At 69.6% G+C, this 11744-nt stretch carries 16 protein-coding genes; 10 read left to right on the top strand and 6 right to left on the bottom strand.

From position 1 onward, the window contains the following. On the top strand, positions 1-796 hold a 796-nt coding region (locus KN815_RS27830), incomplete at its 5' end, for an acyltransferase (RefSeq protein WP_216344659.1). A 30-nt stretch (positions 797-826) separates the two neighbouring features. Here KN815_RS27830 and KN815_RS27825 read toward each other — a convergent pair. Then, positions 827-1294, bottom strand: coding sequence for an ATP-binding protein (locus tag KN815_RS27825; protein WP_216344658.1), 468 nt, complete (start codon positions 1292-1294; stop codon positions 827-829). 158 nt (positions 1295-1452) lie between these two features. Between KN815_RS27825 and KN815_RS27820 the strand changes: the two genes are divergently transcribed. The 4 genes from KN815_RS27820 to KN815_RS27805 all read left to right on the top strand — a co-directional run bounded on the left by KN815_RS27820 (position 1453) and on the right by KN815_RS27805 (position 3877). Then, a complete protein-coding gene (locus KN815_RS27820) occupies positions 1453-2304 on the top strand; it encodes a helix-turn-helix domain-containing protein (RefSeq protein ID WP_216344657.1) in 852 nt (283 codons plus the stop codon). After that, entirely contained in the window at positions 2270-2527 is a 258-nt protein-coding gene (locus KN815_RS27815) for a DUF397 domain-containing protein (RefSeq protein WP_308403680.1), read from the top strand. The genes KN815_RS27820 and KN815_RS27815 overlap by 35 nt, the downstream gene beginning before the upstream one ends. 82 nt (positions 2528-2609) lie before the next feature. Then, positions 2610-3443: an arylamine N-acetyltransferase family protein gene (locus KN815_RS27810; RefSeq protein ID WP_216344656.1), complete on the top strand. Its 834-nt coding sequence runs from the start codon at positions 2610-2612 to the stop codon at positions 3441-3443. A gap of 101 nt (positions 3444-3544) precedes the next feature. Continuing rightward, positions 3545-3877, top strand: a complete 333-nt coding sequence (locus KN815_RS27805) for a hypothetical protein (RefSeq protein WP_216344655.1) — start codon at positions 3545-3547, stop codon at positions 3875-3877. Here the strand turns inward: KN815_RS27805 and KN815_RS27800 are convergent. After that, complete coding sequence (locus KN815_RS27800; RefSeq protein WP_216344654.1) at positions 3835-4575, bottom strand: hypothetical protein; 741 nt, start codon at positions 4573-4575, stop codon at positions 3835-3837. The genes KN815_RS27805 and KN815_RS27800 overlap by 43 nt on opposite strands. 252 nt (positions 4576-4827) lie before the next feature. On the opposite strand from KN815_RS27800, the gene KN815_RS51635 reads away from it, so the two are divergent. Continuing rightward, positions 4828-4959 carry a hypothetical protein gene (locus KN815_RS51635; protein ID WP_301184655.1) on the top strand — a complete coding sequence of 44 codons (132 nt, stop codon included), beginning with the start codon at positions 4828-4830 and terminating at the stop codon, positions 4957-4959. A gap of 41 nt (positions 4960-5000) precedes the next feature. On the opposite strand, the gene KN815_RS27790 is transcribed toward KN815_RS51635, so the two are convergent. Further along, positions 5001-6176, bottom strand: coding sequence for a sensor histidine kinase (locus KN815_RS27790; protein ID WP_253209283.1), 1176 nt, complete (start codon positions 6174-6176; stop codon positions 5001-5003). Continuing rightward, entirely contained in the window at positions 6173-6889 is a 717-nt protein-coding gene (locus KN815_RS27785) for a response regulator transcription factor (protein WP_216344653.1), read from the bottom strand. The genes KN815_RS27790 and KN815_RS27785 overlap by 4 nt, the downstream gene beginning before the upstream one ends. Positions 6890-7081: 192 nt before the next feature. Here KN815_RS27785 and KN815_RS27780 point away from each other — a divergent pair, with 192 nt between their 5' ends. The 4 genes from KN815_RS27780 to KN815_RS27765 all read left to right on the top strand — a co-directional run bounded on the left by KN815_RS27780 (position 7082) and on the right by KN815_RS27765 (position 10651). Next, positions 7082-7615, top strand: coding sequence for a hypothetical protein (locus KN815_RS27780; RefSeq protein ID WP_216344652.1), 534 nt, complete (start codon positions 7082-7084; stop codon positions 7613-7615). Next, the gene (locus KN815_RS27775) at positions 7612-8676 is read left to right on the top strand and encodes a peptidoglycan-binding protein (RefSeq protein ID WP_216344651.1); all 1065 of its coding nucleotides are present in this window, start codon (positions 7612-7614) and stop codon (positions 8674-8676) included. The genes KN815_RS27780 and KN815_RS27775 overlap by 4 nt, the downstream gene beginning before the upstream one ends. Beyond that, the gene (locus tag KN815_RS27770) at positions 8673-9449 is read left to right on the top strand and encodes an ABC transporter ATP-binding protein (protein WP_216344650.1); all 777 of its coding nucleotides are present in this window, start codon (positions 8673-8675) and stop codon (positions 9447-9449) included. The genes KN815_RS27775 and KN815_RS27770 overlap by 4 nt, the downstream gene beginning before the upstream one ends. A gap of 62 nt (positions 9450-9511) precedes the next feature. Then, complete coding sequence (locus KN815_RS27765; protein ID WP_216344660.1) at positions 9512-10651, top strand: ABC transporter permease; 1140 nt, start codon at positions 9512-9514, stop codon at positions 10649-10651. Positions 10652-10936: 285 nt separating this feature from the next. Here the strand turns inward: KN815_RS27765 and KN815_RS27760 are convergent, their stop codons facing one another. Together KN815_RS27760 and KN815_RS27755 are read right to left on the bottom strand one after the other, a co-directional pair. Continuing rightward, the gene (locus tag KN815_RS27760; protein WP_372458493.1) at positions 10937-11152 is read right to left on the bottom strand and encodes a DUF397 domain-containing protein; all 216 of its coding nucleotides are present in this window, start codon (positions 11150-11152) and stop codon (positions 10937-10939) included. Next, a partial coding sequence (locus tag KN815_RS27755; RefSeq protein ID WP_216344648.1) for a DUF5753 domain-containing protein occupies positions 11149-11744 on the bottom strand: 596 nt, incomplete at its 5' end. The genes KN815_RS27755 and KN815_RS27760, both read right to left, overlap by 4 nt.

The raw sequence follows: 11744 nt of genomic DNA, 5'->3' as shown, positions 1-11744 counted from the left end.
TCTCACCATCATCGGGCGGGCCCGGAAGTCCGCCTTCATCGGCCGCGCCCTGCTGGGCAGCCTGGGCGGCACGACGACGGTGACCACCCGCTTCACCGCCGCGGAACTGGCCACGATCAAGGACACCGCGATGGCCGATCTCGCGGGCACGGAGCGGTGGGTGTCGACCAATGACGCGCTGACCGCCCATCTGTGGAAAGTGCTCGGCGAATTGCGGGACCGCCCCGACGCGAGCGAGGAAAGGCTCGGCCTCATCGCCGACTTCCGTTCGTCGGCCGGCGAAGCCATACCGGATGACTACTGGGGCAACGCCGTCACCAACACCCGGCCCGGAATGACCGCGGCCGAACTGCGCTCCCGTCCTCTCGGCGAGGTCGCCGCGGCGGTCCGCGCGGGCCATGCCGAGAACACGGCGGAGCGAATCCGCGAGGAAACGGCGTTCCTCTGCGCCGAACGTGATGCGGGACGCCTCAATCGCGTCATCAACACCATGGGCCTGGACGCGTTCGACAGCACCATCGCGATCAACAACTGGTCGAAGCTCCCCTTCTACCGCATCGACTTCGGCCAGGGCGCACCGTTCTGGTACGACTTCACCTCGATCCCCATTCCCTGGACCGTGCACATAGCGCCGACCCCGGCCGACCAGAACGGCGCCCGCGATGTGCATATGGCCCTGCCCCGCGCCCAGGCCCGGGCCCTTCGAGAGCCGTCCTGGGCGGGCCGGTTCCACCGTTACGCGGACTCCGGCGAGACATTTCCGCTGACTTTCATGGACACCAAAACCAAGCGGTGAGGAAGTCCGTAAAACCATGAAAGGCCGAGGCTAGCCCTCGCCCTCCTCCTTGCCCGCGAGCTCGAACCAGACCCCCTTCGCGTACGTCCCGACCGTGTCCCCCTCCGCCGTCCCCCACGCATCGGCCAGGGCCGCCACCAGTCCGAGGCCGCGGCCGCGGAGACGATCGCCCTCGGGTAGCCGTGCGGCGGTGGGGAGTTCGGCGGAGGCGTCGTAGACCAGGACGCGGAAGCGGGGCGGCTCGATCACCACGCGCAGCATCAGGGAGTCGCCCTCGGCATGCAGAAACGCGTTGGTGGCCAGCTCCGAGGTGCACAGCGCCGCCGTCTCGACCAGTTCCTCCTGCCCCACGGAGTTCAGGACGCAGGCCACGAAGTCCCGGCAGACCTTGGGGGAGGTCGCGTGGCGGCTGCTCTGGAGGGTGTAGACGTACGGGTCCCTGGAGGGAACCGGCGGGCGGCGTGGGGGACGGTCGTCGGACTCGTGATCGGAATCCATGGGGCAACTCCCTGTGAGGGGGCCGACAGCGCGCGTACCGTTACGGCGATCAACGCGCAGTAGCGGCAACGACACCTACGGTAGGGCAGTGCTGCAAACAACTGCTACGGTCCCGTTGAATTTCCCCGACAATTACTCCTTGAGGGTTACGGAGGACCATGCCACCCAGGAGCGTCCCGACCGCGCGCCAAGTCCGGCTCGGTACAGAACTCAGGAGGATGCGCGAAGGCGCGGGTCTCAGCATTCAGGAGGCCGCCGACCGGCTGGGCATCAATCGCACCCACATCACCAACCTGGAGCTCGCGCGCTTCGGCGTGAGCGAGGAGCGGGTCCGGGCCCTCGCCGCCATCTACGCCTGCCCGGACAGCGCGTACGTCGAGGCGCTCGTCGCCATGACCCGGGAGCGCAAGGGCGGCTGGTGGGAGGAGTACCGGGGCCATATCGCCACCGGCGGGCTCGATCTGGCCGAGTTGGAGTACTACGCCATGAGCCTGCGCGTGCTCGAAATCATGCATATGCCCGGCCTGTTGCAGACGGAGGAGTACGCGCGGGCGGTGCTCGGCTCCACCGTCCCGCGGTGGTCCGCCACCGACCTGAGACGCAGGCTCTCCCACCGCATGAAGCGCCGCGACATCCTGGACCGGGACGACCCGCCGCCGTGCACGTTCGTCATCCACGAGGCGGCGCTGCGCATGCGGTTCGGAACGGACCTCGTCCTGCGCGCGCAACTGGACAGCCTGCTGGAGTCCTCCGAGCGGAAGAACGTCACCGTGCGCGTGCTGACCTTCGAGGCCGGAGGGTTCCATGTGCCCGGGCTCTCGGTCACCTACGCCCTGGGGACGGTGCCCCAACTGGACACCGCGCAACTCGACGCCGCCCACGGGCCGGTCTTCCTGGACGCGCAGTCCCAGCTCGTCAACCATCGTGGAGTCCTGGACCGCACCACCGAGGCGGCCCTCTCCGTGAAGGAGTCACGTGATTTCATTCGTGACATCGCTCAACAGACTTGAAGGCGTGGAGATGACCGAGGTCAACTGGCAGAAATCCTCCTATTCCAGCGCGGGGGACGGAAACTCCTGCATAGAACTCGCCCTCATAGGCACGACCGTCGCCCTCCGCGAGAGCGACGACCCCCGCACCGTCCTCGCCACGACCCCCGTGAAGCTGGGAGCCCTGCTCCGGTCCATCAAGGCGGGCCGGCTCGATCACCTCGCGGCGGCGCCGAAGGCGTAGCGGACCTACGTCCAGGGGACCAGGCGCGGTCCCCACCATGAGCGGAGGCCGATGCCGAGGCCGCGGCGTTACGGTCGGCGGTATGGAACCCCGCACCGACCTCGATCTTGACGCCTATCTGGCCCGTATCGGCTGGACGGGCGACCGGCGCCCCGCGCCCACCGTGGAGACGCTGCGGGCGGTGCACCGGGCGCACCTCACGTCCATCCCGTTCGAGAACCTCGAACCCCTCCTCGGCTCGGTCCCCTCCCTCGCCCTCCCCGACCTCGAGGCCAAGCTGGTCCGCGGTCGGCGCGGCGGTTACTGCTACGAGCACAACACGCTGCTGACCGCCGCCCTCACCGCCCTCGGCTTCGGCGTCACCGGCCTCTCCGGCCGCGTCCGGGTCGGCGCGGCCCCCGGGGCGGTCCGTCCGCGCACGCATATGCTGCTGCTGGTCGAGATACCGGGCGAGGAGCGGCGTTACGTGGCCGATGTGGGCTTCGGCAGCATCGGCAGCCTCCTGGAGGCCGTACCGCTCGTGGCCGATACCGAGTTCCACGACGGCACCCGGCGCCATCGCTACGTCCGCGAGCCGTACCCCGGCGGGCTGGAGGACCTGTGGGTGTTCCAGGCGTTCCTCGACGGCACCTGGCAGGACCAGTACGCCTTCACCCGGGAGCCCTGCGACCCGTCCGACTACGGGGTGGTCAACTGGTACGTCGCCACCAGCCCGCGCTCGCCCTTCCAGCACCGCCTCTACGTCCAGCGCGCCGCCCTGGACCGCCATCTCTCCCTGTCCGGGCGGACCCTCGTCGAGACCGGCTCCGACGGCACCCGTAAGGAGCGCCAACTCGCCGACAACGACGAGGTGCTGGGCGTTCTCGCCGCCGACTTCGGCATCGATTTGCCCCCGGACACGGTCCTGCCGGACTGACCTCCGGCAAGAAACTCCGGGCGGCTCTCCACACCGGCCCCGATCATGGCACGATCATCCCGCGAATGGGCCGATGGGAGGATGGCAGAGACGGATGGAACATGAGTAAAGACAAACTGTCCGTATCGGACCAGGATCTGTCGGATCTCATCAAAGACCTTGAGGGAATGCTCAGTTACCTTGAGGAACAGATCGAGCGTCTCGGCCACCTGAAGCAGTCGGTCGACCCGGACGACCACAAGGGGCCCGCCGCCGCCGCGTACAAGAAGCTGGAGCGCGACGCCTATATGGACGCCGTGCGGGTCAGGCAGTTGCTGACCCGCATCGAGGAGGCGGCCAAGCAGCGCGGGGAGAGCCCGAACGAGCGGTGCGAGGAGCTGCGGCACCGCTTTCAGTCACTACAGAAGCCGTCGTCGCAGAAGCCGTCGTCGTAGGGCGAGCCGGGACCGGGCGCGTCCGGAGCGCAGGCATCCCGTCCGTAGGCGTCCCGTCCGTAGGGATCCCGGCCGTAGGCGTCCGGAACACCGGCGTCGGGGCGGAGTTCGCGGCTGACCAGGCGGTAGTAGTCGATCGCCTTGGCCATGCCGAGCGCCCCGGCGACCGCGAAGACGATGCCGATACCGGCGACGGTGCCGAAGCTCTCCGTACCGATGTCCGCGACGACGGCGAACCCGCCCAGCGCCAGCCCGAGACAGGTCAGCACGATGGACGGGCCCAGCCAGAGGAGCGCGCCGCCGGAGACGCGCCAGCGCGGCAGCGTCTGGGGGTCACGCTCCAGCTCCGCCCAGTCGCGCAGGCACGCGCCCACGAAGACGTCGCGCCGGATGCCCGAGGCCACGCCGAGGCTGGAGGGGACCGTGGCGCCCAGGGCGAGACCCAGGAAGATCACGCCCAGGACGTGCTCGATGATCTCGCCCTTCACCAGGAACTGGAACCCCGAGACCGCGAGGCTCCAGCCCAGCGCGAAGACGAGCGTGGACAGCCAGAGCAGCAGCGCCCGATGCGGCGCCAGGTACCACCGCGCCAGCGCGCCCATCGCCCGCGCCCGCTCGTCGAGCAACCCGGCGCGGTCCTTCCACGGCCGCTCGTCCGGGCCGGGCGGCGGTGGCGGAAGCTCGATGGGCGGCGTCATGACGTCCTTCCTCATGGCACTCATGGCACTGCTGGCACGCACGTCACTCGTGGCGCTCACAGCACAGCGGGATACGCCGACGCAGTCTCTCAGCTCGCGTGGTCACTCCTCATGCGAAGCCCCGCGCGCGGCCCCCGCTTGACCTTCTCATTGATGTGAGGGTTTCATGATGCCATCAAGCGAACCGATCCACTGCCCGGACGGCGCCCACCAGGTGCGGGCGAGCGTGTTGCTCAACCATCGAGGTCGTTCGTGATCAACCAGCCGTTCCGGCACACGTACGTGGACCAGGCGCTGGAGTACGTCGTGAACCACCCCGGAGTGTGGGTGACGACCAGCGACGAGATCGCCGAGCACTATGCCGGGACGGCGGTGACGGCGTGAGCCGGGGCCGGTCGGGACCACACCCCTTCAGGACCACACCCTTATGGGAAGCGGACCCTGACCGAGAGGCCGCCGCCCGGGTTGGCGTCCGCCGTGGCCTCGGCGCCATGGGCCCGCGCGATGGACGCGACGATCGACAGGCCGAGTCCGGCGCCTTCCCCGGCGGTGTGCGTGCGCTCGTTCAGCCGGCGGAACGGTTCGAAGAGCCGGTGGACGGTGTCCGCGGGGATCTCCGGGCCCGTGTTGGAAACCCGCAGCAACCGGCCGGCGAGGTGGACGCGGATGTGGCCGCCCCGGTGGTTGTACGCCACCGCGTTGGCGACGAGATTGCGGACCAGATGGGCGAGCAGGACCGGGTCGCCCGGAACCGTCAGCGGCTCCACCGTGGTCGTGACGGTGATCACCTTTTCGCGCGCCTCGTCGGAGAATCCGGCGGTGACGACCGCGACCGTCTCGTCCAACTCGACCTCCTCGCGGCGCTGGATGCCCTGGTCGGTGGCGGCGAGCAGGAGAAGCGACTCGATGAGTCTTTCGCTGGTGTCCGCGGCCTTGATCAGCTCGGCCCGGATCCATGCCACGCGTTCGGGGTCGGCGTCGGCCAGGCCGATCTCGGCGGCGGCCCGCTGGACGGCCAGCGGTGTGCGCAGCTCGTGCGCGGCGTTCGCCGCGAACCGCTGCTGGGCCGTCACCAGTTGCTCCAGCCGACCCAGCATCTGGTCGAAGGTGTCGGCCAGCGCCTTGAGCTCCCCGGGCGGCCCCTTGAGGCCGATGCGCTGGTGCAGGTTCTCCCCGGAGAGCTTGCTCGCGGTGGCGGTGATGACACCGACCGGGCGCAGCACCCGGCCCGCCATCCACCAGGCCAGGAAGAGCGAGAGCACCGCGAAGACGCCGAGCGCGATGCCCGAGACGGTCAGCAGACGGCTGAGGGTGGTGGCGGTGAGGGCCGCCACCGTCTTTGTCTTGGCCGCCTCGCCCGCTTTGTTCGCCAGGACGACGGTGTACTCGTCCCCCGGGGCGGCGGGAGGGATGTCTTCGTCGGAGGCCATCCGCGGCCCGCGCGGCACGGGGGTGACCACCCTGCCGAGACGTGCGTCCAGGTCGTCCTGGAGCAGTGCGTAGATGACGCTGACCAGGACGCCTCCGGCCAGCAACAGGAGCCCGCCGTACAGGGCGGTGAGACGGGCCCGCTCCGTGGTGGGACGCAGTCGGCGCATCATCGCCCGGCCCGCCTGGAACCGCTGGATCCGGATATGTCCGCGGAGCGGGGGGAGGAGGGGGCGATCCGGTATCCGGCGCCGGGCACGGTCTCGATCACCGGCGGGCCCCCGAGCTTGGTGCGCAGGCGGCTCAGGGCGACGCGCACGGGGTTGGTGTCGTACCCGGCGTTCTCCTCCCACACCTTCTCGATGAGGTCCTCGCCGCTGACGACGGCGCCGTTCGCGCGCATCAGCGTTTCGAGGACGGCGAACTCCTTGCGGGTCAGGGAGAGCGCCACGCCGTCGCGGTCGGCCTGACGGCGGGCGGTGTCCAGGGTGATCCCGGCACGCTCGAGCACCGGCGGCAGCGCGGGCTGCACGCGGCGGCCCAGCGCGAGCACGCGGGCGACCAACTCCTCGTGGGCGAACGGCTTGGTGAGGTAGTCGTCGGCGCCGAGGCTCAGGCCCTCCACCCGCTCGGCAACGGTCACCGAGGCGGTGAGCATCAGCACCCGGGTGAGCAGCCCCTTGGCGACCAGGCGGCGGCACACCTCGTCGCCGTGCATACCGGGAAGGTCGCGATCGAGTACGAGGACGTCGTAGTCGCCGAACTGGAGCTTGCGCAGAGCGCTGACTCCATCGAGGGCGACATCGACCGTGATCGCGTCGCGGCGCATACCGTCGGCGATCATCTCGGCGAGGAACGCGTTGTCTTCCACCACCAGAACACGCATGGTCCCTGTCTACCCGACGGGCGCCTTTCGCGGTTGTTACAGCGGGGCCGCCCCGCGGCGGCGGACGGGACGCCGGTACGTCTGTAAGAGAAACGAAACAGTCCCATCGATCACTCTCCGATCTGTCCGCAACCACGCGGTCGCCGCACGGTGCGCAACACGGCGCGGCGGCTCGTTCGCGAGGAGAGAACCGTGAGGAACCACAGGCTCACCCTGACCCTGGCGGCCACCGCGGCCGGTCTGGCCCTGTCCTTGACCGGCTGCTCCGGCTCGTCCGACTCCGGCGGGTCCAAGGATTCGGCCTCGTCCGAGGATTCCGCGGCTTCCGGCGGGTCCGGCGGCTCGGGCGGCTCGAGCTCGGACTCGGCCGCCTTCGACAAGGCCCAGAAGCTGCGCACGTGCCTGCGGGACAAGGGCATCGACGTTCCCGACCTCAAGCCGGGCCAGGACCCGCATTCGACGACGCTGGCGCAGCCCCGGGACATATCAGCGGATAAGTGGTCGAAGGCACTCAAGGACTGCGGCTCCAGCATGGCCGGGGGCAGTGCCGCCGACCAGCAGGAGGCGCTCGACCAGCAAGTCAAGATCGCCGAGTGCGTGCGGGGCAAGGGCTTCGACATGCCCGACCCGAAGCCCGGCCCCAACGGAAGCAACAGCGCCTTCCGGGTCCCGAAGGGCGCCGACCCCGACAAGTTCCTCAAGGCCCTCAACGAGTGCGCGGCATGAGGCGGGCAGCCATCGTCCTCTCGCTGGTGGCGGTCGCGGCCGTCATCGGCGGCGGCATCGCCGTGACGGGACTGGCCCAGCCGGGGAAGGACGAATCCGGGCCGCGGCGGTCCCAACTGCCCGCGACGACAGAACCCGTCGAGCGCGGCGACCTGACCAGCAGCACCAGCGTCGACGGCACGCTCGGCTACTCCCGGGAACGCAAGCTCAACGCCGGGGCGGCCGGCACTCTCACCTGGGTGCCCCGCAGCGGCTCCACCGTCAAGCGGGACGGCCGGCTGTACGCCCTCGGCGGCAAGGACGTACGCCTGATGTACGGAAGCGAGCCGATGTACCGGACGCTGAAGGAAGGCGACACGGGCACCGACGTCAAGCAGCTCAAGGAGAATCTCGTCGAGCTCGGGTACGGCGGCGCCCTCGTCGCCAACGACGAGTTCACGGCGGGCACGACCGCGGCCGTCGAGCGCTGGCAGGAGCACCACGGGCTGAAGGAGACCGGCCGGATCGGGTCCGACCAGATCGCCTTCGCGTCCGGGCCGCTGCGGGTGCAGAGCGTGAGCGCGGCGGCCGGCGACGTGGCGGCGCCAGGCCAGAAGATCATGACCACCACCGGTTCCGACCGGGTCGTGCGCCTGGAGGTCAAGGTCTCCGAGGCCGCGCTGGCCAAGCCGGACCACAAGGTGCGGGTGGAGTTGCCCGGCGGAACCGTCGCCGACGGGACGGTCTCCTCCGTGGACGAGGCCGCCACAACGGGGGACGACCCGAACGACAAGACCCCGAAGGTCGGCGTCACCGTGACCTTCGACGATCCCGGCGCGGTGGAGGGCGTCGACAAGTCCCCCGCCACCGTCGTGTTCACCGGCCGGACCCGCAAGGACGTGCTCAGCGTTCCGGTCAGCGCTCTGCTCGCCCTGGAGGACGGCTCGTTCGGCGTCCAGGTCGTCGCGGGCGGCAAGGCACGCGAGATCAAGGTGAGGCTCGGCATGTTCGCTCAAGGCCGGGTCGAGGTATCCGGCGCCGGACTGCGGGACGGTATGCGCGTCGGGGTGCCCACGACATGACCGCCACTGACCTCCCAGCCCCCGACGTGACCGTCGGCAACGCTGCCCGGACCGGACCCGTGGTGCGGCTGACGGGCGTGACCAAGGAGTACCCGGGCGGGGTGGTGGCCCTGCGCGGTGTGGACCTCACCATCGGCCGGGGCGAACTGGTGGCCATCGTCGGCCCGTCGGGGTCGGGCAAGTCGACCCTGCTGCACATCGTGGGCACCCTCGACCAGCCCACGGCCGGTTCGGTCAGCATCGCGGGCCATGACGCGGCCGGGCTCAGCGACCGCGGCCTGTCCGCGCTGCGCGCCCAGCACATCGGCTTCGTCTTCCAGGCGTTCCACCTCGTACCGGGCATGAGCGCACAGGCCAACGTCGCCGAGGGCCTGCTCTACTCCGGTCTGCCGCGCGCCGAACGCCGCAGGCGCGCGGTCGAGACCCTGGAACGGGTCGGCCTCGGCGACCGGCTGAACCACCGGCCGCATGAGTTGTCCGGCGGTCAGAAGCAGCGAGTCGCCATCGCCCGTGCGGTCGTGGGCGCGCCCGATCTGCTCCTCGCCGACGAGCCGACCGGCGCGCTGGACTCCGCCTCCGGCGAGGCCGTCGTGGAACTCATCCATGAACTCAACAAGGAGGGCGCGACCATCGCGGTCATCACCCACGACACCGAGATCGCCGGCGAGCTGCCCCGGCAGGTGCGGATCCGCGATGGCAACATCGTCCAGGACACCGCCCACGACCAGGGGCACGCGGGTACTCCCGGCCACGTACCGGGCGAGGCCCGGTGAGGCGGCGGAGGTCGGTGCTCACACCGGCCCGTCTGACACCGCTGGACATCCTGCACACCGGGATGGCCGGGATGCGCAACCGCCCGATGCGCGTCGTGCTGTCCGCTCTCGGTATCGCCATCGGTATCGCGACGATGATCTCGGTGGTGGGCATCTCCGCCTCCAGCAAGGAGGAGCTCCTCCAGGAACTCGACAAGCTCGGCACGAACATGCTGGTCGTCACCCCCGGCAAGGATCTGGTCACCCAGAAGGAGGTGCCGATGGCCAAGGACGCGGCAGGCAGGGTGGCCCGGATCGACGGCGTCGAACACGTCGGCGCCACCGGCCTGCTGGATCACACCGTCCGCCGGTCGGAGAAGATCGACGACATGATCACCGGTGGTATCTCGGTGCAGAGCGCCACCGAGGACCTGCTGGCCACCCTGCGGGGCAGGATGCGCGGCGGCACCTGGCTCAACGGGGCCACCGCCAAGTACCCCTCGGTGGTGCTCGGCGACGTCGCGGCTCGGCGCCTCGGCATCACCGAGCCCGGCCAGCGGGTCTACATCGACGACGAGTACTTCACCGTCCTCGGCATCCTCGACGAACTGCCGTTGGCCCCCGAGATCGCCCGCTCCGCCCTGGTCGGCTGGGAGGTCGGACGGACGCGGCTCGGCTTCGACGGCCGGCCGACCACGCTCTACGAACGCTCCGCCGACGACAGGGTGGAATCGGTACACAGCCTGATCCCGCGAGCGGTCGACCCCCAGACGCCCCACAACGTCGAGGTCACCGACCCGTCGTCCGGACTCCAGGCCAAGGCCGCCACCGAGGGCGCCTTCAGCAACCTGCTGCTGGGACTCGGCGGAGTGGCCCTCCTGGTCGGCGGGGTCGGCGTCGCCAACACCATGATCATCTCAGTGCTGGAACGCCGCTACGAGATCGGCCTGCGCCGCTCCATCGGCGCGACCCGAGGTCAGATCCGGGGCCAGTTCGTCACCGAGTCGCTGCTCCTGTCCGGACTCGGTGGTCTCGCCGGCATCCTCCTGGGCGCCGCCGCCACCGGCTGCTACGCGATCAGCAATGGCATTCCCTGGGTGATCCCGCCGTGGACGATCGGTGGCGGTTTCGGCGCCACCCTCGTCATCGGCACCCTCGCGGGCCTCTACCCAGCGGTCCGCGCCTCCCGTCTGTCCCCGACCCTGGCCCTCCACGCGACCTGATCCAAGCTGCCCCGCCACAGCGAAACCGGCCGCCGTGCGCGCCCGCCAGGGCGCTCACGGCCCGGCCACGGGGCCCTGTACCGCACAGGTCGCCGCCCCCCCTGCCACAGGCGGCAGTCACCCTCGCATCTGTCAAGTTCGCTGAGGAACCGTCAGCCGAAGTGGGGCGTTAGTGCAGGTGAGCGGGGTACCAGGTGCGGCGGCACAGCAGCGTGCCGACATGACGACGGCCCCTCGAATCTGCCTCACGGGGGCCGCTCGCTTGGGTGGCTGGTTGCTGCGTGGTCAGGCGGCGGGCAACTCCCCACCCTTGACGGCGGCGACGAACGACGACCAGCCGTTCGCGGAGAAGGCGAGCGCCGGGCCGTGCGGGTCCTTCGAATCACGGACGGGAACTATGCCGGTGGCCGTCGCGTAGGCCGGGGCCCACTCGACGCAGGTGCCGCCGTTGTTGCTGTAGGAGGATTTGACCCAACGCAGAGTCTCGGGCTCAGTCATCACGGCGTACCTCTTCGTAACTGGAGGATCATGTCTACAGACGCTGTCTGCGAGAGAGAAACGGCCTGTAGTTGATGGTAGGCCCTCACCAGCGGCAGCACGGAAGTGAGTGTCCGGTCCAAGTGCCCTTGAGTTTGTGACTCAACGTAGGAGATCACGGACCGGTCTTGGAGCGTCAGCAAGTTCACAGCGCGGTCGAGGGTGCGGTACTCACCGATGGCATAGGGGGCGATCTGGAGCATGGTGTTCGATTGCTCTGCGAACTCCACCAGGCGCTCCAACTGCTCGCCCATCACGGCTGCGCCGCCGATGGGGCGACGAACGCAGCTCTCGTCCAGCACCACGATCACCAAAGGTGGTTCACGACGTACCAGAGCAGTCTGGCGCTTCATGAGGAACGAAACTCGTTCCTCGGCCTGTTCGGGTGTCAGGACTCCCCGCTTGACGGCGCTATCGGCCAGTGCCTGCGCATACGCCGGTGTCTGGAGCGGGCCAGGGACCAGGCCGGATTCAAACAGCCGGATCTCTGCCGCGCGAGCCTCGTAGCCCACGTACTCCGGGAAGCCCTCCAGCAGACTGCCGTTGCGGATCTCCC

Origin of the sequence: Streptomyces niphimycinicus (assembly GCF_018883605.1) — a bacterium.
GTDB classification, from domain to species: domain Bacteria; phylum Actinomycetota; class Actinomycetes; order Streptomycetales; family Streptomycetaceae; genus Streptomyces; species Streptomyces niphimycinicus.
Note: the sequence above shows the minus strand (reverse complement) of the source record. Positions and strands in the feature narration are given on the sequence as shown.